Source organism: Pantoea sp. X-Soil-YNGN-775, from assembly GCF_059730575.1.
Genome location: NZ_AP035945.1, coordinates 1936698 through 1959340 on the forward strand (window position 1 = coordinate 1936698; position 22643 = coordinate 1959340).

General features: G+C 59.1%; 25 protein-coding genes. 10 read left to right on the top strand and 15 right to left on the bottom strand.

Annotated features, from left to right (window positions below; translation table 11 throughout):
* Positions 1–3 precede the first annotated feature (3 nt).
* Genes AC6I8I_RS09135 through AC6I8I_RS09145 form a run of 3 tightly spaced genes read left to right on the top strand, consistent with a single transcriptional unit; the run spans position 4 to position 1470 of the window.
* On the top strand, positions 4–441 hold the full coding sequence (locus AC6I8I_RS09135) for a PTS sugar transporter subunit IIA (RefSeq protein ID WP_312056130.1): 438 nt from the start codon (positions 4–6) through the stop codon (positions 439–441).
* The gene (locus AC6I8I_RS09140; RefSeq protein ID WP_497820026.1) at positions 438–1061 is read left to right on the top strand and encodes a P-loop nucleotide/nucleoside kinase family protein; all 624 of its coding nucleotides are present in this window, start codon (positions 438–440) and stop codon (positions 1059–1061) included. The genes AC6I8I_RS09135 and AC6I8I_RS09140 overlap by 4 nt, the downstream gene beginning before the upstream one ends.
* Positions 1030–1470, top strand: coding sequence for a thiol-disulfide oxidoreductase DCC family protein (locus AC6I8I_RS09145; protein WP_312056128.1), 441 nt, complete (start codon positions 1030–1032; stop codon positions 1468–1470). Before AC6I8I_RS09140 ends, AC6I8I_RS09145 begins: the two co-directional genes overlap by 32 nt.
* Before the next feature lie 14 nt (positions 1471–1484).
* Here AC6I8I_RS09145 and AC6I8I_RS09150 read toward each other — a convergent pair whose 3' ends face one another.
* The gene (locus AC6I8I_RS09150) at positions 1485–2420 is read right to left on the bottom strand and encodes a quinone oxidoreductase family protein (RefSeq protein ID WP_312056127.1); all 936 of its coding nucleotides are present in this window, start codon (positions 2418–2420) and stop codon (positions 1485–1487) included.
* Positions 2421–2492: 72 nt separating this feature from the next.
* On the opposite strand from AC6I8I_RS09150, the gene AC6I8I_RS09155 reads away from it, so the two are divergent.
* Both AC6I8I_RS09155 and psrA read left to right on the top strand, forming a co-directional pair.
* Positions 2493–2978: a MarR family winged helix-turn-helix transcriptional regulator gene (locus AC6I8I_RS09155; RefSeq protein WP_497828584.1), complete on the top strand. Its 486-nt coding sequence runs from the start codon at positions 2493–2495 to the stop codon at positions 2976–2978.
* Positions 2979–3002: 24 nt separating this feature from the next.
* On the top strand, positions 3003–3902 hold the full coding sequence (gene psrA / locus AC6I8I_RS09160) for an L-proline-binding transcription factor PsrA (RefSeq protein ID WP_312056125.1): 900 nt from the start codon (positions 3003–3005) through the stop codon (positions 3900–3902).
* On the opposite strand, the gene AC6I8I_RS09165 is transcribed toward psrA, so the two are convergent.
* From AC6I8I_RS09165 to AC6I8I_RS09185, 5 genes are all read right to left on the bottom strand, one after another.
* The gene (locus tag AC6I8I_RS09165; RefSeq protein WP_497828585.1) at positions 3877–4698 is read right to left on the bottom strand and encodes a molybdate ABC transporter substrate-binding protein; all 822 of its coding nucleotides are present in this window, start codon (positions 4696–4698) and stop codon (positions 3877–3879) included. The genes psrA and AC6I8I_RS09165 overlap by 26 nt on opposite strands.
* Before the next feature lie 10 nt (positions 4699–4708).
* The gene (locus AC6I8I_RS09170; protein ID WP_497828586.1) at positions 4709–6019 is read right to left on the bottom strand and encodes an MFS transporter; all 1311 of its coding nucleotides are present in this window, start codon (positions 6017–6019) and stop codon (positions 4709–4711) included.
* 189 nt (positions 6020–6208) lie between these two features.
* Positions 6209–6937, bottom strand: a complete 729-nt coding sequence (locus AC6I8I_RS09175; RefSeq protein WP_497828587.1) for an ArsR/SmtB family transcription factor — start codon at positions 6935–6937, stop codon at positions 6209–6211.
* The gene (locus AC6I8I_RS09180) at positions 6915–7325 is read right to left on the bottom strand and encodes an amino acid-binding protein (RefSeq protein WP_497828588.1); all 411 of its coding nucleotides are present in this window, start codon (positions 7323–7325) and stop codon (positions 6915–6917) included. The genes AC6I8I_RS09175 and AC6I8I_RS09180 overlap by 23 nt, the downstream gene beginning before the upstream one ends.
* Position 7326: 1 nt before the next feature.
* Positions 7327–7641, bottom strand: coding sequence for an antibiotic biosynthesis monooxygenase family protein (locus AC6I8I_RS09185; RefSeq protein ID WP_497828589.1), 315 nt, complete (start codon positions 7639–7641; stop codon positions 7327–7329).
* A gap of 127 nt (positions 7642–7768) precedes the next feature.
* Between AC6I8I_RS09185 and AC6I8I_RS09190 the strand changes: the two genes are divergently transcribed.
* Complete coding sequence (locus tag AC6I8I_RS09190; protein ID WP_497828590.1) at positions 7769–8662, top strand: dihydrodipicolinate synthase family protein; 894 nt, start codon at positions 7769–7771, stop codon at positions 8660–8662.
* Between the two features lie 119 nt (positions 8663–8781).
* Here AC6I8I_RS09190 and AC6I8I_RS09195 read toward each other — a convergent pair whose 3' ends face one another.
* The 3 genes from AC6I8I_RS09195 to AC6I8I_RS09205 all read right to left on the bottom strand — a co-directional run bounded on the left by AC6I8I_RS09195 (position 8782) and on the right by AC6I8I_RS09205 (position 10639).
* Positions 8782–9279 carry a P-loop nucleotide/nucleoside kinase family protein gene (locus AC6I8I_RS09195; RefSeq protein WP_497828591.1) on the bottom strand — a complete coding sequence of 166 codons (498 nt, stop codon included), beginning with the start codon at positions 9277–9279 and terminating at the stop codon, positions 8782–8784.
* 316 nt (positions 9280–9595) lie between these two features.
* Positions 9596–9829, bottom strand: a complete 234-nt coding sequence (locus AC6I8I_RS09200; protein WP_031377998.1) for a hypothetical protein — start codon at positions 9827–9829, stop codon at positions 9596–9598.
* 480 nt (positions 9830–10309) lie between these two features.
* The gene (locus AC6I8I_RS09205; protein WP_312056119.1) at positions 10310–10639 is read right to left on the bottom strand and encodes a cupin domain-containing protein; all 330 of its coding nucleotides are present in this window, start codon (positions 10637–10639) and stop codon (positions 10310–10312) included.
* A 139-nt stretch (positions 10640–10778) separates the two neighbouring features.
* On the opposite strand from AC6I8I_RS09205, the gene AC6I8I_RS09210 reads away from it, so the two are divergent.
* Both AC6I8I_RS09210 and AC6I8I_RS09215 read left to right on the top strand, forming a co-directional pair.
* Positions 10779–11417, top strand: coding sequence for an RpiB/LacA/LacB family sugar-phosphate isomerase (locus tag AC6I8I_RS09210; RefSeq protein WP_312056118.1), 639 nt, complete (start codon positions 10779–10781; stop codon positions 11415–11417).
* Between the two features lie 625 nt (positions 11418–12042).
* The gene (locus tag AC6I8I_RS09215; RefSeq protein ID WP_497828592.1) at positions 12043–13776 is read left to right on the top strand and encodes a methyl-accepting chemotaxis protein; all 1734 of its coding nucleotides are present in this window, start codon (positions 12043–12045) and stop codon (positions 13774–13776) included.
* Between the two features lie 230 nt (positions 13777–14006).
* Here the strand turns inward: AC6I8I_RS09215 and AC6I8I_RS09220 are convergent, their stop codons facing one another.
* The 6 genes from AC6I8I_RS09220 to AC6I8I_RS09245 form a co-directional block, all read right to left on the bottom strand.
* On the bottom strand, positions 14007–14771 hold the full coding sequence (locus AC6I8I_RS09220) for an ABC transporter ATP-binding protein (protein ID WP_312056116.1): 765 nt from the start codon (positions 14769–14771) through the stop codon (positions 14007–14009).
* Positions 14772–14780: 9 nt separating this feature from the next.
* A complete protein-coding gene (locus AC6I8I_RS09225; RefSeq protein WP_497828648.1) occupies positions 14781–15647 on the bottom strand; it encodes an ABC transporter ATP-binding protein in 867 nt (288 codons plus the stop codon).
* On the bottom strand, positions 15619–16524 hold the full coding sequence (locus AC6I8I_RS09230; RefSeq protein ID WP_312056114.1) for an ABC transporter permease: 906 nt from the start codon (positions 16522–16524) through the stop codon (positions 15619–15621). The genes AC6I8I_RS09225 and AC6I8I_RS09230 overlap by 29 nt, the downstream gene beginning before the upstream one ends.
* Positions 16521–17552 (bottom strand): ABC transporter permease, encoded by a 1032-nt coding sequence (locus AC6I8I_RS09235; protein ID WP_069728294.1) that lies wholly within the window; start codon positions 17550–17552, stop codon positions 16521–16523. The genes AC6I8I_RS09230 and AC6I8I_RS09235 overlap by 4 nt, the downstream gene beginning before the upstream one ends.
* Positions 17549–19183, bottom strand: coding sequence for an ABC transporter substrate-binding protein (locus AC6I8I_RS09240; protein ID WP_312756924.1), 1635 nt, complete (start codon positions 19181–19183; stop codon positions 17549–17551). The genes AC6I8I_RS09235 and AC6I8I_RS09240 overlap by 4 nt, the downstream gene beginning before the upstream one ends.
* A 136-nt stretch (positions 19184–19319) precedes the next feature.
* Positions 19320–20474 carry a mandelate racemase family protein gene (locus AC6I8I_RS09245; RefSeq protein WP_312056112.1) on the bottom strand — a complete coding sequence of 385 codons (1155 nt, stop codon included), beginning with the start codon at positions 20472–20474 and terminating at the stop codon, positions 19320–19322.
* A 474-nt stretch (positions 20475–20948) separates the two neighbouring features.
* Between AC6I8I_RS09245 and AC6I8I_RS09250 the strand changes: the two genes are divergently transcribed.
* Positions 20949–22064, top strand: coding sequence for an ABC transporter substrate-binding protein (locus AC6I8I_RS09250; RefSeq protein ID WP_497828593.1), 1116 nt, complete (start codon positions 20949–20951; stop codon positions 22062–22064).
* A 165-nt stretch (positions 22065–22229) separates the two neighbouring features.
* The gene (locus AC6I8I_RS09255) at positions 22230–22637 is read left to right on the top strand and encodes a DUF2231 domain-containing protein (RefSeq protein ID WP_031377392.1); all 408 of its coding nucleotides are present in this window, start codon (positions 22230–22232) and stop codon (positions 22635–22637) included.
* Positions 22638–22643 lie beyond the last annotated feature (6 nt).

A 22643-nucleotide genomic window follows, 5' to 3' on the forward strand; every position in this document is an offset into this window, starting at 1 on the left:
TGGATGAGCATTAAGCAGCTATTGCAACAGGCTAACGCGATTCAGGTCGGCATTGACGCCACGGACTGGCGTCAGGTGATCGCCCTGGCCGCTGAACCGCTGGTGAGTGGGGGCTACCTCGACGCGCGCTATCCGGCAGAGGTGATCGCCAATACGCTGACCCACGGCGCCTATTACGTGTTTGATGAGGGCATCGCCATGCCGCATGCCCGACCGGAAGCCGGCGTGATCCGCGACTGCTTCAGCCTGATCGTGCTGGCGCAGCCGATCTCATTTGCCGGCAGCGAAAAAGCGGACATCGTGATTATGTTCGGCGCGCGCGACAGTAATGCGCATATCGAAGAGGGCATTCGCGCCATTGTCTCGCTGCTAGAAGATGAACAGACGCTGGTCAGATTACGCCAGGCCCGCAGCGCCGCGGAGGTGATTGATATCTTATGACGACAACAACCCCGTTAAAATGCGTGGTGCTGGTGAACGGAATTCCGGCCTCGGGAAAAAGCACCCTGACTCGTGCGCTGTCGCAGCGCTTCGGCTGGCCGGTGCTGACGCTCGACAGCCTGAAGGAGCCCTTTATGGCCTGCTTTGCGCCGGTCGACCGGCAGCGTAACCGGCAGCTCGGCTGCGCCGCCTATCAGGCGATCTGGAACATTGTCGGTCAGGCACCGGCCAGTCAGATCTGGCTGATTGACGCCTGGTTCGGCTTTCAGTCGCGCGCGGTGCTGGAACAGGGCCTGCAGCAGGCTGGCGTCGACACGGTGCTGGAGCTGTGGATGCAGATCGCCCCGGAGGCGGCGGTGGCGCGTTATCAGGCCCGGCTATCGCAGCGGCTGCCCGGCCATCCCGGCGCGGAATATCTGCCTGAACTGCGTCAGCTGGCGCAACAGGCAGAGCCGATGGCGCTGGGGCCGGTGCTGCGGGTCAACGCCAGCGCGCAGGATGAACGGGCGGTGGCCGGCTGGTTACAGCAACAGCTGGAGAGAAACAGCTACACTTCACCTCAATGTCCGACGAGTGAGGAGTTGCAGCATGTCATCACCCCCTTATCTGCAAACCGGTGAAAGCGCCGTGCTGTATGACGGCGTCTGTAAACTGTGCAACGGCTGGGTCCGGTTCCTGCTGCGCCATCGGCTGGCGCGGCAGGTTCGTTTTGCAGCGGTTCAGAGCGAGCAGGGCAAGGCGCTGCTGCGCTGGGCCGGATTACCTCAGGAGAATGTCAGCACCATTGTCTATATCGCCGATAATCAGCACTGGCTGCGGGCGCAGGCGGTATTTCGCGTGATGCAGCAGATGCCGGCACCGTGGCGCGGCCTCAGCGTGCTGCGCCATTTCCCGGATGCAATCAGTAATTTTGCCTACGATCGTATCGCCCTGAACCGCTATAAGCTGTTTGGCCGCTACGACAGTCAGCAGGCAATTACCCCCGATTACCCTGAGCGCTTTTTGCATCCGCTGGAGCCATCGCGCTAAAGCGGCCAGTGACATTACAGGGTAAACACCGTCCGGCAGCGGCTGTCATCTTCCTCCCACGCCTGCGCAACCTCGCTTAACGGTCGCGCGCGGAACGGCACCGAAAAGTGGTGAGGACCGGCGGCCTGCAGCATCTCCCCGATTGAGGCGATCAGCTCGCGGTCGGCGACGCTGCCCAAGCCGCTGCCCATCAGCGTCAGCCCGGAGGAACGCAGCAACTTGCTGTGCAGCGGGATCTCCTGACCGCTCAGCGACCCAATCTGCACAAAACGCACCACTTTATCACCGCCGCTGACGGCGGCCGTCATGATCGCCAGCGCGCTCTCTCCCCACAGATAATCCAGCACCACATCAACGCCTGCTGCCATCAGCGCTGGCAGCTCGGTCGGCAGCGCCGCCAGCGTCAGGGTGATATCGGCTCCTTCCTGTTGTAGCTGTTGCAGCGTCTCGCTGTTGCGGCCGGTGGCAATGATTTTTCCCGCGCCCAGGCTGCGGGCAATGCGGATTGCCAGCCGACCCGAGGTGCCGGTCGCGCCGTTAATCAGCACCGTTTCACCGGGCCGCAGCGCCGCCCGGCGGGTCAGTGCGGTCCAGGATGACATGCCCGGATTGGCGATAGCCGCAGCGACCACCGGATCAAGCGTCGGCGGCAGTGCAATCAGGCACTCGCTTCGCACCAGGGTGCGCTGCGCCATGCTGCCCCAGCCCGCGTCGAATGCCAGAAAATAGACCGCATCGCCGTTATCGAGGTAGCCGGTGCCATCAATGCCGGGAATCAACGGATAGCGTGCCGCGCCACTGTAATGGGTGCCCGCCGCCCGTGATTTTGCCAGCTGGCTGATGGCGGCGGCTTTCACCGTCACCCGCTGCTGGCCTGCTGCTGCCTGCGGTTCGGGAAAATCACCGTAGTGGGGTGTCGCGCCTGCCCGATCGATTATTGCTGCTTTCATGGAGTGTGGCCTTCTGTCTGCGGGATAATAAGTGTAAAGTACACACATTATTCCTGCCTCTGGATGGCGTCAATGAAAAAAGTGCAAAATACACATAACTCATCGTTCGATGTGCTGCACAACAGCTTACTCACCATTGTGGCGGCCTTTAACCGGCCACAGCGCGATCTGGCGATGATCAGGGGCGCGGGCATTGAGCTTGATCGCGCCCTGTTCCCGCTGCTGGTGCAGGTCGGCCGCTTCGGACCGATCGGGGTCGGGGAGCTCGCCGATCGGGTCGGACGTGATTACACCACCGTCAGCCGCCAGGTGGCGAAGCTGGAACAGACCGGCCTGGTGCAGCGACAAAAAAATGCCGCGGATAAGCGGATCAACGAGGCGGCAATTACCCCGGCCGGTAAAGCGATGACTGATAAAATCGATGCGCAACGGGCGCAGATCTACCAGCGGGTATTCGCTGACTGGCCGCAGAGCGACCGTGCCACACTGGAACAGTTGTTGCAGCAATTTGTGAGCGACTTTAGCGCGTTGCAGGGCGATGAGAGGGACGACGCGTGATGCAGGTGACAGGAGGACGCAACCATGCCGGTTAATATCGATCTCAACGATCTTTATGCGTTTCGCGCGCTGGTGGAGTATGGCAATTTTCGTCTCGCGGCGGACTCAATCTGCCTGTCACAGTCGGCGCTGAGCCGCAGAATAGACAAGCTGGAGACGGCGCTGGGGATCCGTTTGTTTGAGCGCACCACCCGCCGGGTCACCCTGACGCTAAAAGGCCACGCCTTTGCCGAACGGTCAGACAAGCTGCTGGTAGATTTTGAAGAGGTGATGGCCGATCTGAGTGAGGTCAGTCTGGCGCGGACCGGGCTGATCACCGTCGCCTGTGTGCCCTCCGCCGCCTATTATTTTATGCCCAACATCATCCGGCTGTTTCAGGCGCGCTATCCACGGGTGCGGGTCAGGTTAATCGACAGCAGCGCCGCCAATGTCTATGACGCGGTGATTGGCGGTCAGGCCGATTTCGGCCTTAGCTTTTCCGGCCGGGCGCAGCCCGATGTCCATTTTCTGCCGCTGATCGACGATCCCTACGTGGCGGCCTGTCGGCATGAACATCCGATCGCGGCAAAACAGAGCCTGAGCTGGCGGGAGTTTTATCAGCAGGAGTGGGTGGGGCTGGACAAGACCTCCGGCAACCGCAATCTGCTCGATCAGGCGCTGGAGCATATCGTGCCGGAGAAAGCCTGCATCTGTGAAACCCGGCATGTCACCACGATGCTCGGCATGGTTGAAGCGGGCCTCGGCATTGCTGCCGTGCCCGCTATGTCGATGCCGACCGCCGGTCACTCCGCGCTGACGGCAGTGCCGCTGACCGACCCGGCGGTGAAACGCACGGTGGGTCTGCTGCGAAAAAACGGCCGCACGCTGTCACACGTCGCCGGTGAGCTGGAAGCGCTGATTATTGAACGGTATCAGTCTGTCTGATTGGCTGTGACGCGCCAGCCGGTTGAGGCTGGCCGATCGGGTGCAGCCCGGTTTGACGTACCACCTGTTGGACCTCGGACGAGGCGAGCCAGCGCAGTAGCCGGCGCGCTTCATCGGGCTGTGCTGACTGCCGTACCACCGCGCCGGCAAAGCGGGTGGTGTATTGCAGGCTGTCAGGTAACTCGCCAACAAAGGTAACGCCGGGCACCGGCAACAGTTCACTGACCTGCTGGAACCCGATCGCATATTTGCCGGCCGCGACTTGTGAGGCGACCGGAATCCGCTCTACTTTAAACGCCTTTGCGTTGACCCGATCGGCGATGCCCAGCCGGGTGAACAACTGGCTGCTGATGTACTGACCGCTGGCACTGTCGGAGTAGGCTATCGAGCGGGCGCTGAGCAGGGTGGCGCGCAGGGCACCCTCGCTGTCGATGGCGACCGGCGTTGCGCCTTGTTTGATCACCGCTCCGATGCGTGAATCGGCCAGTTCAACCCGCGAACCCGGCAGCGTGCGGCCCTGTTGTTCCAGATTGCCCAGCGCATCGCCCACCATAATCAGCAGATCGGCGCGTTCGCCCCGCGCCAGCCGGGCCGGGATCGCCTGCGGCGTTTTGCCCATTGACGGACCGGCCACCGTATTGATGCGGATCCCTTCCCGCGCCGCATAGCGAGGAGATAACTGGTCCCACGCCGCTTTAAAGCCGCCCGAGATCATCACGGTCAGCTCCCGGGTCTGGGCGCTGGCACTGCCCGCCACGCTGATAAGCAGAGCGACCAACAGAGAATAGCGTTTCATATCAATCTCCTTAGCTCACGGCATTATTGGCGAAAGGCAACGGATTGCCGGTCCGGCGGTAGAGGTAGAGCGTCGCCAGCAGGGCGCAGACGGCAGCAAAACTCATCCAGTAACCGGGCGACGCTTTATCGCCGGTCAGTTCAATCAGTCCGGTCGACATCACCGGCGTGAAACCGCCGAACAGCGCGGTGGCCAGGCTGTAGGCCAGCGAGAAGCCGGCAACCCGCACTTCACCCGGCATAATTTCGGTCAGCGCCGGGATCATCGCGCCGTTATACAGGCCGTAAATCAGTGACAGCCACAGCAGGACCCCGAGCATCATCGAAAAGCTGGGGGCCGCCGCCAGCAGGCTCAGCGCCGGGTAGCTGGTGGTCAGCGCCAGCAGCGTCATGGCGATCAGCAGCGGCTTGCGGCCGAAGCGATCCGACAGTGCGCCGCCAATCGGCAGCCAGATGAAATTCGACACCGCCACCAGCAGGGTCACCAGCAGGCTGTCAGAGGCGCTGAGCATCAGCACTTTTTTGCCAAAGGTCGGGGCATAAACGGTGATCAGGTAGAAGGCGGTGGTGGTCATCGCCACCATCAGCATTCCGGCGATCACCACCTGCCAGTTAGCCAGCAAAATTTTAAATACCTGTTTCAGCGCGGGTGGGTTGCGTCGGGCGCTGAATTCCGCCGTCTCTTCCAGTTTGCGGCGCAGCACGAAGATAAACGGCACGATCATGCAGCCGAACAGGAACGGAATCCGCCAGCCCCATTCGCGGATAGCGCTCTCGGCCAGCAGCGCATTCAGGATAAAGCCCATCGCTGCGGCCACCATGATCGCCACCTGCTGGCTACCTGACTGCCAGCTGGTATAAAAACCTTTCCGGCCTGGGGTGGCGATTTCGGCCAGATAAACCGACACGCCGCCCAGTTCGGCTCCCGCCGAAAAGCCCTGCAGCAAGCGTCCGGTCAGCACCAGCAGCGGTGCCCACAGGCCAATGCTCTGATAAGAAGGGATCAGCACAATCATGAAGGTGCCTGCCGCCATGATCGACAGCGTTACAATCAGCCCTTTACGGCGGCCCACTTTGTCAATATAAGCCCCGAGTACCACTGCGCCGATCGGCCGCATCAGGAAACCGGCACCGAACACCGCAAAGGTCATCATCAGCGAGGCAAACTCGCTGCTGGCCGGAAAGAAGGTATGGGCGATGTAGGTGGCATAAAATCCAAACAGAAAAAAATCAAACTGTTCGAGAAAATTGCCTGAGGTGACACGGAATATTGCGCCGATCCGGGCGCGGGTGGAAAGCGTAGTAGGTGAGGGGGTCTGCATCAGTGAGCTCCAGTCGGTGATTGACGCTTTTTGCCGCGCCTGTGACTGAAGAGTGGATCAGCGACCGGCGGTTAATAAGTGCAAAAAGGGCATGGATTGATGCGTGGCCTGCATGACTCGGCGAAGCTTGTGGGTTAAGTCGATTAATATCAGCGCGTTAGCGTAAAGGTGCGGGCGGCGGCGTTGCGGCTAACCCGCGCCACGAGTTTGCGGAAATGTGACAGAATTCATAACTGTGTAACAGCGGCGCTGACCGGGCAGGCAAGGCTGGCTGAGCGGCAGGTCAGGCGCGCATCCAGCCAAACGTCTGTTGCAGCCGCTCAGCAGCGCCGCACCGGCATAGCCGCCGAGGTGAAAGCGGCGTTCGCTCCAGTCCAGACAGCCGCAGCAGGCTTTGCGCCGTCCCGGCTGAGAGAGATCGATCTGTAACGCCGCAAACTGCTGCTGGCCGTAAAGCGTGACGGCGCTGCCGTCCGCCGTTATCCACGCCTGTTGCTGCATGGCGGCGTAAATCTGCACTGCAATTTCGCCCGCCAGGTGGTCGTAACAGGTGCGGGCAGTTCGCAGCGAGTTCGGGGTACGGCTGTCCGGAGCAGAGATCCGCCGCCACGACACGCCCATCATATTTTCAATCAGGGCGGCGATGTCACTGCCGGTCAGCCGGTAATAACGGTGGCGACCCTGCGCCAGGCAGACGATCAGCCCGCTGTTGATCAAACGGTTGAGGTGCGCGCTGGCGGTCGAAGGCGCAACGTCGGTGACGGCGCTGAGTTCAGTGGCGGTCCAGGCGCGGCCATCCATCAGTGCTGACAGCATCCTCACCCTGGAGGTGTCAGCCATGGCGGCAGCCACCGCGACAATCGCCGCCTCAAGAGCGACGCTGTCGTCGGGGCGTTCATGCGGTTGTGATTTTGTCATCTGTCGGGACTGCCCATGCGGTTGTCAGCCTCGCGGCTGAGTGATTGTCGTCGGTGATCAGGATCAGCTGGTTAGCGTGGTCGCTGTATTGCACCAGAATATTAATGCCGGCGCTGGCCAGCCGCGCCGTTATCTCAGCCAGTTCACCGGGGCGCTGCTGGGGTAATTTGCGGATCAGCGGAGCGGTCACCGCCTGTACTGCGAGTCCTTCCGCCTCCAGCACGGTCCGCGCCCGCTCGCCCTCCACCACCAGAAAATGCGCGTGGCTCTGCGCGCCAGCCGGGAACAGGCCGCTGCCTTCCAGTCCAATGCCGTGCTGGCCCAGCAGACCGGTGAGACGGGAAAGGGTGCCAGCACTATTTTGCAGGATCACATGAATATCGAACATCTTAATTTGTCTCCGGTTTCGATGCATACTCTCTGACCAGCGTCGCAATGCGCAGCGAGTAACCGGCGAAAAGGGTCTCACGGCCTTCGCGTTGGGCAGCCTGATGCTGTGGATTGTTTTTCCAGGCCAGCACTGCCGCTTCATCGCGCCACCAGGACAGCGAGAGGATCTTTTTCTCATCGGTCAGGCTTTGAAAGCGCTCAATCGCGATAAAACCGTCGACCTGCGCCAGCAGCGGTTTGAGTTCTGTGGCCAGATGCAGGTAGCGAGCCTGGTGTTCGGGTCGGGCCTGGGCTTCAAACAGTACAGCGATCATCGGTTGTCTCCTTAGGGTGTCAGCAGCACAGTAGCGGGCGGGGCGGCGTGATGCTTCGGCCTGCTACGAAATATGCCTGTACGGCTAATCAACCAGACCATCATTTCACTATCATGGAGCAGGTAATATGTTCACCGGACTGAGTGCGTTTCCCCTTACCCCGTTTACGGCTGACAAGCCGGATGAAGCGGCATTTTTACGGCTGCTGCAGCGGCTGACTGAAGCGCAGGTGGACTCGCTTGGCGTGCTGGGCTCTACCGGCAGTTACGCTTATCTGACCCGCGCCCAGCGCAGGCGCATCGCCGAACTGGCGGTTGCCGATGCTGGTGCTGTCCCGGTGATGATCGGGATTGGCGCGGTCAGCAGCGCTGAGGTGCTGTATCTGGCGGAAGATGCTCAGCAGGCGGGCGCGTCAGCGCTGTTGCTGCCGCCGCTTGGCTATCAGGCGCTGCGGGATGAAGAGGTCTTTACGCTGTACCAGACGGTGGCGCGTCACGCGTCGGTGCCGATCTGCGTCTATGATAATCCGGGCACCACCCATTTTACCTTTTCCGATGCGCTGATCGGCCGCATCGCCGCGCTGCCTGGCATCGCCTCAATAAAAATTCCCGGCGTACCGGCAGATTTGCCGGCGGCTGTTCAGCGCATCGCCCAACTGCGGGCCTTGCTGCCTGAAACTGTCTCAATCGGCGTCAGCGGCGATGCGTTTGCCGCAACCGGCCTGCTGGCGGGCTGTGATGGCTGGTACTCGGTGTGTGGCGGACTGTTTCCGCGGGTAGCCCAGGCGATCGCTGAGGCGGCGCAGGCGGGCGACGATCGGCGCGTCACAATGCTGGATGCGCAACTGCAACCCTTGTGGGCGCTGTTCCGTCAGCATGGCGGCAGCCTGCGGGTGATGGCAGCAGCAGCGGCGATTCTGGGGCTGACCGCAGCAGATTGCCTGCCGCGCCCGCTGTTACCGCTCTCCGCCGCTGATTATCAGCAGATCGCTGAGGTCGTGACCGGGCTGGAACTGGCGTAGCAGGCGCGGGCAGCAAGGCCACAGCCTGCCGGGCGATGCTGGCTGCCCGGGGTAGCTGGCTACCGGCCTGGCCCGTGGTTTATTGCGCCGCGACCGGCGTTTCTCTGCCGTCAATAGCCTCAGCGATGATACACCAGGTGAAAGCCTTCGCTTGCCTGCGGTGGCTCGAAGTAGCGGGTAATAAGCTCAAACTGCTGTTCGGTGGTGGCGAAGGCATGTTCACCCGACTGATTGCGGGCATGCAGGCGGGCTTTACAGCGATCGTCCGGCAGATCGAGATAGTGCAGCTGGTGCTGTGCCGCCGAGCGTTTGATCAGCGACATCATCCAGCCGCGATTCGCCTGAGTGTTGGCGGGAAAGTCGAGCACCACCGAAACCCCCGCCGTGAGCAGCGCCAGCAGGTGTGGGGTAATGGCATTTTTCAGCAGCGCCGCACAGCGCACATAGTCGGCGACTGACTGCAGCCGATCCGGATAGAGTGCCGCCAGCCACTGATCTTCACTCAGGATGATGCAGCCCGGTTCGGCGCCCAGCCGGGCCGCAAGGGTGGATTTACCGGAGGCGATTTTGCCGCACAGCAGATGCAGGGTAGCCGGCGTAACGGTGTCGTGCTTCATAGGGTTCCTTAGCGGATTAACACCGGTAAGGCCCGCCTTACCGGCGGGTATAAGAGACAGCTTATCCCACCGCGCAACAGACGGTGTAAATAATCATCGCTGGCTGGCAAGCTGGGTATCGGTTCATCCGGTGAGACTAGCAAAGTGGGCGGGATTATCCAGCAGAATGTTGTCGCGCTATCGTCCGGAGTCAGGCGGTGCTGTGAACTGAGCAGCAAAACAGTGAGCCGCACAGCAGGGTGAGAGACACGGTGGTGTCCGGTTGTCAGCAAGCCGCTCGCTTACCGGTTCACCACCTCGCCGCAGGCTGTGGCCATTATGCCTGTTTCGCCATCAGTAACGTCAGCAGTTCCCGACAGCACGCCTCTTCCTCAGCACTGTCTGCCGCCGCCAGATGGCGCAATAGCGCCATGCAGCTGTGTTCCTTGCCCGCTTCCATCAGTTCCTCAACCAGGAAATTCATTTTTTCCCGCTCGGTGGCGTGAAACGCCGGGTTGATCAGGTGGACATTTTCCTTCACGGCCAGGGTGGCGCTCTCTGAGTGATTCATAGAATTATCCTGTATTGGGTTAAAAAATGACCTGGTGGGTGATCTAAACTTATACACGAAAGTTAATTTTGTACAGTTTTGGCGGGCTTCTTTTTTTGCTGAGACGGGCGTCAGGGAGTGAGTAAACAGAATAAGAATAGTTGAGCCAGGCCCGGTTGGCGCGGGTTACAGCGCGGTGTCAGCCCGCAAACAGGTAGCGGTTACTGACTAAAAGCCTGCTAATCATTTGGTTAGCTAACTACCGGCCAGTGAAAATTTTTTGAAAAAATAGCCACTGTAACGGCCAGCGATAGCCAGAGTGACGTTAAGGGCTGACATCCCGGCGGATATGTGCGGCTGATATTTCGGTGGGTATGTCTGGCTGGCCATTCTGACGGGTATGTTGGGCTGGTATTTTGGGCTGCTATTGTGGGCTGAACGTGCACGGCATTCGAACGGCCACCGTGCTGACAGGCAACACGGCGGCGTCAGGAAGCGGGGTTAGCGGGCAGGCAGAAAATCTTCACGCTGCGGGGTAAAGGTATCCAGCAGCATACCGGCCTCAAGGCAGACGCAGCCGTGTACCACATCGGGCGCTTTGTAGAGGGTATCGCCCGCCCCGACTTCCCGCGTCTCATCCCCGATGGTGAAGGCGAAACGGCCGCTCAGCACATAGGTTAACTGCTCATGGGGATGGTGATGTAACGGCCCGATGGCACCTTTTTCGAAGCTAACTTCCACCGCCATCATTGTGCCGCCGTAAGCCAGAACCCGACGGGAGACACCCTGACCTAAATCTTCCAGTGGACGCTCTTTTTTATAAATAAACATCGCAACTCCAGTGTGTGGTTGGACGCCTGGGTAGTCGTTTTGTGACGCTACTCACAGCGTAAAGGTGAATTAGTCCATGCACTTTAGTGGTTTTTCATTAAAATGAAACGGTGTTTCAATTAAATGTTAAGGGCAGATCATGAAAATCGCGTTAATGATGGAAAATAGCCAGGCGGCTAAAAACGCTATCGTATTGAAAGAACTGGAAGGCGTGGCGCAGCCGCTGGGCCATCAGGTCTTCAACGTCGGCATGAGCGACGAGCAGGATCACCATCTGACCTATATTCACCTCGGCATTCAGGCCAGTCTGCTGCTGAACAGCAAGGCGGTCGATTTCGTGGTGGCCGGTTGTGGCACCGGGCAGGGCGCGCTGATGTCGCTCAACATTCATCCTGGCGTCAACTGTGGTTATTGTATCGATCCGGCCGATGCCTACCTGTTTGCGCAGATCAATAACGGTAATGCCCTGGCGCTGCCGTTCGCCAAAGGCTTCGGCTGGGGTGCTGAACTCAACCTGCGCTTTATCTTTGAGAAAGCCTTTACCGGCGAAAAAGGCATGGGCTATCCGCCAGAGCGTAAAGAGCCGCAGGTGCGTAACGCCGGCCTGCTGAATCAGGTGAAAGCTGCCGTCATCAAAGAGAACTATCTCGATACGCTGCGCGCCATCGATCCTGAGCTGGTGCAGACCGCGGTCAGTGGCCCGCGCTTCCAGCAGTGCCTGTTCGAACACGGGCAAAATCAGGATATCGTCTCCTTTGTGCGCCAGTTGACGCAGTAAAAGTACCAGCACCACACGAGGCCAGGGCAACCTGGCCTTTTTTTTTGCCTGCACGCCGCACGGTGATTGTCTGGCAGACGCTGCGCTGGCGCTGTCACCGATGATGCAGAACCGGCGACTTTGTTTAAACCGGCTGGCGGAAACTGTCAGCCACCTGGCGCAGATTTTCGAACGCGGCCGGGTAGCCTCGATTCTTTTATGATTGTCAGCGCCTGACTGACAACATCCTCAGCCACTTCGGTTGCCGCCATTTTTCCTGCTGGTGTTAATTCTTGCCGCAACTGCGCAAAAAAATCTCAAAAAGAGTTAACCGGTAGCGGCTTACGTCGGGTGGGATTCACGCCTGTGACGCCCGTCAGCAGCGGGCTGGGCCGATTTTAGTTAGCAGTAACTAATTGATTAATGAGAAAAGCTCTCATACAGCATACCTCTTTAGAGGTATTTAGCGATCGCTGTTCCGACCGATTATATTCTTTAATGTATAAAAAAAAAGGATACCCACATGTATTTGTTATATCGGACTTCGCTGAAGCAGAAATTACTGCTGTTATTATTACCGCTGCTGGCGACTACCGTATGGCTTAGCTACAGCAGTGTTTATGCCAAATATCAGCTAAAAAAGCAGATGTGGGCGGTTGAACAACAGGTGCAGTTAGCCCAGGCCGTCGGTAATTTAATTAATGAAATGCAAAAAGAACGGGGATTAACCTCAGGATTTCTGATCAGTAAAGGCACAGAGTTTTCAACCGATCTGGGCCGGCAAAAAAAACAAACCGATGCCGCCAGACAAAACGTTTCGTTACTCCATTATAATGCCCAACGGTTGGATGAGTTGAAAAAGATGCGTGAGGATATCGTTAATTTTCGCGTTTCCGCCGCTAGCGCCATAAAATTTTACAATAACGACATTGGCACGCTGCTTAACGTGATTGGTAAAAGCGATACGCAGGTTCAGAACGGCGCCATTGCCCGCCAGCTCGGCGCGTATTATGCCCTGCTGAATTTAAAAAATATGATGGGAAGTGAGCGGGCGTTTATGTCCGGCGTTTTTGTCCTTGACCATTTTCAACCGGGGCAGTTAGCGGCGCTGAACGCTTTGGTGGCGGGTCAGGCGGTCTGGCAACACTATTTTCTGATGAAGGCGACCCCGCAGCAGGCGGCGCTTTTTACCGAGGCGAGCCTTACACCGAGCTTTATGCAGGCATTATCGCTGCGCAACACCGCACTGAGTCGGGCAGATAGCGGCGGATGGCAAATTTCCGCAAGGGAGTGGTACGAGGCGCAAACCCAGCGTATCGAAGCACTGCATGATATTGAAAAGAGCATTAATAAGGATATTAAACGCGCGGCGCTAAATAATTATAAGCAAGCCAGTCGCGAGGAGATTATGTTTTTAATTATCTGCCTGGTGGCCTTTATTACCTCAGCGCTGGTCGCATGGATTGTAATTCGCACCATTAATTTACAACTGCGCTCTACCATTAATATTATCGAGAATATGGACGGCGATTTGACTCAGCGTCTGGCGGTGCGGGGCACCGATGAAATATCGGTATTAAATAAGTTTTACAATCAATCAATAGAAAATATTCAGTCGATGGTGCGGGAAATTAAAAATAACGCAGCCATTGTGCGCAAGGTCAGTTCAGAAATTGCCTCAGAAAATGATGAGCTGGCAAAACGAACCGAAGAGCAGGCGGCGTCCCTGACGGAGACGTCAGCCAGTATTGAGCAGATTTCTACCGCCATAGATCAAAACTCAGATAACGCCCGACGTGTAGAAACGTTAGCCCAGCACATGGTCGAACATGTCGAATCGGCCAGTAAGAGTGTGGGCGAGGCTAACCTTTCTATGCAGGATATTCGGAGCTTCAGTGAGCAGATCGCCGGCATTGTGTCATCGATCAACAATATCTCTTCTCAGACCAACCTGCTGGCGTTAAACGCCGCCGTTGAAGCGGCGCGGGCGGGCGACTTAGGCAAGGGCTTCACCGTGGTTGCGGCTGAAGTCCGCAACTTATCGCGGCTGTGCGCCAACGAGGCCGATATGATTCAAAAACTGATTGCGCAGAATATCAATAAGATTGAAGAGGGGGCAGAAAGAGTCCTCTCCTCTGAGCATATTCTGCGAAGCGTGGTGGGCGATGCCGGGCAAATGAAGCGATTTATTGATGATATTGCGGATGCTTCTGCTGAACAGTCGGCGGGCATTGCGCAAATTCAACAGGCGCTAAACCAGATGGGTCAGGTGACCGAACAGAATGTGAGTATGGTTTCAGAGGCTGCTAACAGCAGCCATCTGCTGCATGATCAATCAGAGGCGATGAGCAACCTGGTGAACAAGTTTATCGTTGAATAGGCGGCAGTAAGGGGGCAGGCCCGGACAACTGCAGACGCAGCTGATCGGGCAATGCCGCTGAGGCGCTGTCCTCGGGCCTCCTGTGAACACAGCCCGCGCTAGCGAGCGGGCAATGCCGCTGAGGCGCAGCTGCGTGACGCGGCCTGAGGTGTTCATTCTGCCGCAGCCGCGTTTCCATTATCGGTTATGCAGTCTGACAATCATCCGGCCTGACCGGCATCAGCGCCAGCTCAGTGCGCCTGTAGCCGCACCGGAGCCGCGTGCCGGCTCGCCTCCACCAGCATCCGGGTATAGGCCACGCTCGCCCGATTGCTCACCAGCGTCGGCACATCCAGCGTCTCCAGCACTTTTCCCTGTTGCATCACCGCCACCCGATGGCAGAGGTGCGCCACCACGCCCAGATCGTGGGTTACCATCAGATAGGTCAGGTTGTCCTGCTGCTGCAGATCGCTCAGCAGATTCAGGATCTCCGCCTGCACCGAGACGTCGAGCGCCGAGGTCGGCTCATCCAGCAACAGCACCGCCGGCTCCAGAATCAGCGCCCTGGCGATCGCCACCCGCTGACGCTGTCCGCCCGACAGCTGGTGGGGATAGCGGGTCAGCCAGGCGCGGTTCAGGCCGACCTTTTCCAGCATGGCGATTACGCGCTGCTGGCGCTGCCCGATGCCCTGAATCTGTAGCGGCTCTTCCAGAATATCGCCAATGGTATGCCGCGGATGCAGCGAACCGTACGGGTCCTGAAATACCATCTGTACCCGCCGGCAGCGCGCCCGATTAATCCGGTGCGCCAGCGGCTCGCCATCGATCGCCAGCGTACCCTGCCAGTGATTAAACAGGCCGGCCAGGCACTTCAGCACCGTGGTTTTGCCGGAACCTGACTCGCCGACCAGGCCAAAGATTTCGCCCTGATTGACCCGCAGATTAACGTCGAACAGCACCTGATTGCGGGCATTCTCGTCGCCAAAACTGAGGTTAAGATTGTTCACTTCAATCATCGCTACTCCTTATTCGGTGAGCCAGCTTGGGTGACGTTGTAACACTGGCAGACGACTGCGGCGGTGATCGATGTCTGGCAGCGCGGCCATCAGGCCCTGGGTGTAGGGATGCTGCGCGCGATCCAGTTCACTGGCGGCCAGCGACTCCACCACCCGGCCGGCATACATCACCAGCACCCGGTCGCAAAAACTGCGCACCAGGTTGATGTCGTGGCTGATAAAAATCAGCCCCAGCCCGCGCGCATTGACCAGCTCATCCAGCAGCGTCAGCACCTGCAGCCGTACCGAAACATCCAGCGCTGAGGTCGGTTCATCGGCTATTACCAGCTCCGGTTCGGTAATCAGCATCATCGCAATCATCACGCGCTGCCCCTGACCGCCGGAAATTTCATGCGGATAGAGCTGATAAACCCGCTCAGGATCGCGGATCTGCACCTCCTCCAGCATCGCCAGCGCCCGCTGACGGGCGGCGGCATGCTGGCCACGATGGTGGCTGCGCCACGCCTCAGCGATCTGTTCACCGACCCGTACCACCGGATTAAGCGAATATTTTGGGTCCTGCATGATCATCGAGATCCGTTTGCCGCGGATTTCGCGCATCCGGGCCGGACTGGCGTGTAACAAATCGACCGCGCCAAACTGCATCCAGCTGGCTTCAATTCGTGCCTTCGCCGGCAGTAACTGCAGCAGCGCCCGACCGACGGTGGATTTACCGGAGCCGGATTCACCGACGATCGCCAGCTTCTCCTGACCCAGCTGAAACGAGACGCCGCGAACCGCCGGGGTGCTCTGGCGTCCGTTAACAAAATTTACGTGCAAATCGCGCACGTCGAGCAACGGCGTGGCGTTACTCACTGCGGGGATCGAGCAGGTCACGTAGGCCATCTCCTAAAAAGTTGAATGCCAGACTGTTAATCAGAATCGCCAGGCCAGGCACGGTAACCACCCACCAGCACTCCAGCATGTAGGTGCGGCCGCTGGCGATCATCGCGCCCCATTCCGGATCGGGCGGCTGCGCGCCCAGCCCGAGGAAGCCGAGCCCGGCCGCGGTGAGGATAATGCCCGCCATATTCATGGTGATGCGGATAATCACCGACGGCAGGCAGAGCGGGATGATGTGCTTCCACAGCACCCGCAGCGGCGAGGCACCCTGTAAACGCACCGCAGAGATAAAGTCAGCCTGACGCAGCGACAGGGTTTCCGCCCGCGCCAGACGCGCAATTGGCGGCCAGGCGGTGAGGGTAATGGCGATCACCACGTGTTCCAGTCCCGGACCCAGCGCGGCGACGAACGCCAGCGCCAGGACCAGGCTGGGAAACGAGATAAAAATGTCGGTCACCCGCATCAGCACGCTGTCGACCCAGCCGCCAAAATAGCCGGCGGTGACGCCGAGCAGCAGGCCGAGTGGCCCGACGGTCACCGACACCAGCAGCACGATATACAGCGTGATGCGCGCACCCCACACCAGACGGCTGAAGATGTCGCGGCCAAACTCATCGGTACCGAACCAGTGGGCGGCACCCGGCGGCGAGAGCGCATTATTCAGATCCTGAATCAGCGGATGATACGGCGCGATCCACGGGGCAAACAGCGCCACCACGCAGAGCAGTAACACAATGCCGCCGCCGATAGCGGTCAGCGGATTACGGGCCATGCGCCAGATAAAGTGAGCGCTGCGGGCAGCGAAACGGCGGCAGCGCGCCAGTCGCTCACCGGTAGTGCTGACAGCGGGGGCATCAAAGGAAAGGGTCATACTTTGGTCCTCGGATCGAACACCTGATAGAGCAGGTCAGAGAGCAGGTTAAGCAGCACGAAAATCAGGCCAACCACCAGTACACAGCCCATCACCGCGTTCATATCGCCCAGCATCAGGCTGCCGGTCAGGTAGGAGCCAAAGCCGGGCCACGAGAAGACGGTTTCAATCAGCACCGCTCCCTCCAGCAGTGAACCGTAGGCCAGCGCCACCACCGTCAGCAGCTGCACCAGAATATTGCGGAAGGCGTGCTGCCAGATCACCTGCCACTCGGTTAAGCCTTTTACCCGGGCAGTGAGGATGAACTCCTGCGACAGCTGCGCCAGCATAAAGCTGCGCGTCATGCGGCTGATGTAGGCCAGTGAATGAAAGCCCAGCAGGGAGGCGGGTAACACCAGGTGATTAAGTGCGTTCCAGAACACTTGGCTGTTACCGGCCAGCAGTGCGTCAATCAGCATGAAGCCGCTGCGGCGTGGCACGATGCCATCAAGGCTGAAATCTACCCGGCCCGCGCCGCCGACCCAGCCGAGATGGGCATAAAACAGCAGCAGACCCATCATCCCGACCCAGAAAATCGGCGTTGAGTAACCGGCGAGGCTGATCATCCGCACCAGATAATCGATTACGCTGTTACGTCGGGCGGCGGCCAGTACCCCGAGCGGCACGCCGAGACCGGCACCGATCACAATCGCCAGCGTTGCCAGTTCCACCGTCGCCGGGAAGACGCGCAGGATATCGTTGACCACCGGCTGGCCGGTTAGCAGCGCATGGCCAAGATCGCCGTGCAGCAGCGCATTAAGGTAGAGGCCAAACTGCACCCACAGCGGCTTATCAAAACCGAGCTGGTGGTAAACCTGTTGATAGGTGGCCTGATCGGCATCTGGCCCGACAATCGCCAGCACCGGATCGAGCGGCATAACCCGCCCGATAAAGAAGGTCAGCATCAGTAAGCCCGCGAGGGTGATTAGCACCTGCAGGCCGCGTTTGCTGATGCGGCGACAGTGGCTGCGGGTAAGTGTCAGGGTCATTGGGGTCCTCCTGCCAGGCTATCCGGGGTTTTCCAGACGTCGCGCAGAAAGGTGGTGGCCGAAGGGTGTGGCTGATAATCCTGCACCCGGTTGTTGACCACCACCGAATCGAGCATCTGGGAGATCGGCATCAGCGCCGGTACCAGTTGGTCGTAGCGTTGCTGAATAGCGAAGTAAGCCTGCTGTTGCCGGGCGCTGTCGCGTTCCACCAGCGCGCGATCGATCATGCTGTTGAGCTGCGCATCGTAAAAACCGGTGCGCCAGCCCTGGAAATTAGTCAGACGGGCGCTGTCGGCATTGTTCGGGTTATAGACCAGCGAGCGCAGGCTGGAGTGAGGATGGGGCTCCACGCCGCTGCCGCCGCGTCCGACCAGCAGGCTGAACTGACGGTCGCGCATCGCGCCGTAGATCTGGTTACCGGTGCCGGTGATGATGCGGGCGCGAATGCCGGCCTGCAGCAGCGTCGACTGAATGGCAATGGCGATATTCAGGAACGGCTGGTCGGCCAGTACCCGCAGCGTGGTGTCGAAGCCGTCCGGATAGCCCGCCTCGGCCAGCAGCGCCCGGGCGCGTGGCACATCCAGCCGGTAGCCAGGGTCGGGCAGCGTAGCGGGCATACCCGCCTGAATCGGCCGCTGATGCAGTTCGCCGTAGCCGGTCATCAGGCTCTTATTGATCCCCTGATAATCCACCAGATAACGCACCGCTTCACGTACCCGGCTGTCGTCAAAATGCGGGTCCTTCATGCTCATCGCCAGGTAGTAGATTGTGCCGCGCCGCACCGCATCAATGGTGAGATCGGGATCGTGGCGCAGAGCGCGCACGTCGGGAATCGACATGTTGCTGGCGATATCGAGGTCGCCTTTCTCCATCATCAGGCGCAGGGTCTGCGACTCCTGCAGATGGCGGAACACCACCCGCGACATTTTCGCTTCACCGCGCCAGTAACCGGCCGAGCGGCTCATGCGCAGCACATCTTTGGCCTGCCAGATATCCAGCCGGAACGGGCCGGAACCCGCTTCGTGGGTGGTGAGCCAGCGGTTGCCCCAGTCACCGTTGATCTCATGCTGCTGCACCGTTTTGCGATCCAGCACCACCATGCTGCCGAGCGCCGCCAGCGAGTAGATGACCAGCTGCGGATCGTTGGGTTTAGGCAGGGTGATCACTACGGTGCGGGCATCGGGAGCGGTGATCATCTGGTCAACGTTGTCGCGGCTGAAACCGTAGGATTTCCACACCGAGGCCTGCGCCAGGTTAAGGTGCAGCACCCGCCGCATCGACCAGATCACATCGTCGCTGGTCAGCGGATTGCCGGAATGAAAGGTGACATTGTCACGCAGGTGGAAGGTCAGGGTGCTGTTATCGGCACTGACTGACCAGCGCTCAGCCAGCGCCGGACGTACCTCGGTCAGCTTTTTCGGGTTGAGTTCCACCAGCCCGTCATAGAGGTTGACCACGATGCCCACCACCTCGTTGCCGGTCATGGCGGCCGGATCAAGGGTGAGCAGGTTATTCATGTTCATGCCGACGATCAGCTGGTCGTCAGGCGTTTGTGCCTGCAGCGCGGGGCTGCCCGTCAGCAGCAGCAGCAGCGCAATCAGCCCGCTGCCACACGATTTAAACAGTTTCATAAGTCGGGTCCGGCAGGTCAGAGGTTGCCCGATCGTCTTTCAGCCGGTCAGCCCGCTGACCGCAGAACGGTCAGCGCGGCGCTAAGCCGGTGGCGATTCGGAATTATTATTGTTGGCTGTAGGGGACGATCGCGACTTACCAGCGATTCAGCGTATGGGTCTCGATCCAGCTAAAGTTGATGTCCTCGCCCAGTCCGGCGCGGCTCGGCAGGGTAACAAAACCCTGCTCATCCATCGGATCGACCAGGCTGTTGAGATAGGCTGGCGGCGTGTCGTAATCGAGGAACGGATGCAGCAGACCGCGCTCATACCAGCGGCAGTTACGGATCGCCCCGACCACCGCCAGGCTGGCAGCGCCGTTGCCGTGGACTTCACAGTCCATGCCGAACGCCTCGGCGAGGTTAGCCACTTTGATCGTGGCAGAGATACCGCCGACGCCGTTGGCCCCGGCACGCAGAATGTCGCAGGCCCCGGCACGCACCCAGTCTGCCCGGCTGTGATGCTTGCCGCCGAGGCTCTCCGGGCCGAGCACGTCAATCGACAGGTTGTCCGCCAGCCAGGCGTAAGAGGCCATGCTCTCTTCTTCCATCGGCTCTTCAAACCAGGCGAAGTTGAGCTTCTCCAGCGCTTTGCCAATGGTCAGCGCATCGCTGCGGCTATACCAGTGGTAGCCATCCAGCATCAGCGCGATATCCGGACCGACCGCTTCACGCACCGCGGCGCAGGCTTTAATATCCATCGCCGGGCTGGGCGCAAACGACACTGGCGGCATCCAGGTGTGCAGTTTTATCGCCTGATAACCGCGCGCCACCAGTTTTTCCGCGAACTGCGCGTATTCATCCGGAGTAGAGAGGCCGCCGCGCAGCTCATCGCCGCACATGGTGCTGCCATAGGCTGGGATCTTTTCGCGATAGCCACCCAGCAGCTTATGCACCGGCTGGTTAAGCTTGCGGCCAATCAGGTCCCACAGCGCCTGTTCCACCGCTGACAGCGCCCGTTCGGTGAGCTGATGGGCGCTGCCGCGCTGCCAGTGCACCAGATCCTGCCATAAGCGCTCGCGATCAAAAGCGTTCTGGCCGATCAGCACTTTACGGAAGAAGGCATTAACCACATGTGGACGGATCACTTCGGGCGGGGCAAAGGCGTAACCGCAGTCACCGTCCTCGCTGGTCAGGGTGAGCAGCGCCATCTGCGCCTCATTTTCCGGACCGGGATGGGAATGCCCGGCGCTGTCGCTGCAGCGTTGGGTCGGATAGGTAAAGAGAGTGACATCAATCGCGCTAATCTTCACGGCTAAGCTCCTGTGGCTGGCTATCCTGACGAAATATTAAAACGTCGTTTCATTTTTCAATCTAGCCGTAACATTTTATTAACGCATTAGCCAAAGGGCGTATCTTGCTGGCTAATATGTGTGCAAGCGCCCAGGATGTTGTGAGCATATTCACGAAAGCTGTCCGTTTTGTGAGCAGTAACACAGCCGTTTGTCAGCAGACCGCCCCGTGCTTACCAATACTTTTGCCCGAAGCCCGAAGCCCGAAGCCCGAAGCCCGAAGCCCGAAGCCCGAAGCCCGAAGCCCGAAGCCCGAAGCCCGAAGCCCCAAGCCCGAAGCCCAAAGCCCAAAGCCCGGCGTTCGCGCACGGCCTGCCGCGCTGCGACCCAGCGGAAAAACATTTCGCGCCATCACTTCCCCCATTGCTGTTTTTAGGTGATAGTAACGCCGCTTTATATTAATAATTCTCATTATCATTACTGTGGATTCTGACTATGAAAAAATGGCTTTTAGCACTGGGGCTAATCACGCTGGCAGGGATGGCTTCGGCCAAAACCATTACCGATGTGGCCGGACGCCAGGTCGAGGTGCCGCAGGAGGCAAAACGCATCATTCTGGGTGAGGGACGGCAGATTTACCTGCTGGCAGCGTTTGATACCGATGCGCCGTTTAAGCGGGTGATCGGCTGGCGCGATGATTTTCCTAAAGCGGACTGGGACGGTTACCAGGCGTATGAGCAGCGCTATCCGCAGATAAAGCAGCTGCCGACCTTTGGCGGCGCAAAAGATGGCACGTTCAACGTTGAGCAGGCGTTAACCCTCAAGCCCGATCTGGTGCTGATGAACCTCGAATCGAAAGCGGCAACCGATGAAGGTAAGTTAATCGAGAAGCTGCAGGCAGTTGGCGTCCCGGTGGTGTTTATCGATTTCCGTGAATCGCCGTTTGTTAATGCTGAGAAAAGCATTCACATCATGGGCGAACTGCTGAACAAGCCAGAGCGGGCGCAGGCGATTATCCGTTTTCGTCAGCAGCAGATCGATCGGGTGACCTCAAAGCTGGCCAACTTTACCGGTTACCGGCCAAAAGTGATGATTGATCGGGCCGGTGGCTACAGCGATGAGTGCTGCATGTCCTTTGGTAATGAAAACTTTGGTCAGATGGTGGAGATGGCCGGCGGACGCAACATCGCGAAGGATTTGATCCCCGGCACCTTTGGCACGGTTAACCCGGAGCAGATCATTGCCAGCCAGCCGGATGTGGTGGTGGTGACCGGTGCCAACTGGAAGAACTACAACACCGTCGGTAAGTGGGTCGGCGTCGGTCCGGGTGCCAACCTGACAGAAGCCCGCGCACGGCTCAACGCCCTGATGATGCGGGACGCGTTCAAAACCCTGCCGGTGGCGCACAACGGCAACGCGCACGCCATCTGGCATCAGTTCTATGACAGCCCGTATCAGTTTGTTGCGATTCAGGCGCTGGCCAAATGGCTGCATCCCGATCTGTTTGCCGATCTCGATCCCGACGCGACCTTCCGTGAGTTTCATCAGCAGTTCCTGCCGCTGCCGTATCAGCCAGGCTACTGGATGACGCTGCCGGCCGATAAGTCCTGATCCGCAGGCGGTGACCTGCCGGTCGCCGCCCTGATTTTCACTTCCTGCCGAATTAACCCTTCGCTTTTCTTCATGTTTACTAATCTTTTACAGGCACGATATCGGTTGCTACCGGCAGCCTGACGTCTGGCCTGATCTGTATTCATCGTTAAAATGGAGAGAAACATGCGCAATACCTCGGGAAGATCGGCATTCGCCGTGACGCTGTACGCTCTGCTGGAGCCGGTGCCGCTGGGCTTTTTTGTCGCGGCCTGGCTGTTCGATATCCTCTATAGCCAGACCTTTGTCCAGTTCTGGACCGACGCCGCCGGCTGGCTGATCGCGCTGGGGCTGGTGCTGGCGATTGTGCCGCGACTCATCGCGCTGGTTTATCTGTTCCGCGGCAGCGACAGTGCAGAAAAGAGCCATTTCTGGCTGTGGCTGGTGGCGATTGTCATCGCTATCGTCAATGCGTTTATCCACAGTCGCGACGCTGCCGCGGTGATCCCGCTTGGCGTAACGCTTTCCACGCTGGTGGTGGCGCTGTTGCTGCTGGCGAATGTGCAACTTGCGTTACGTCAGCGTAGCGCTTAAGGAGGA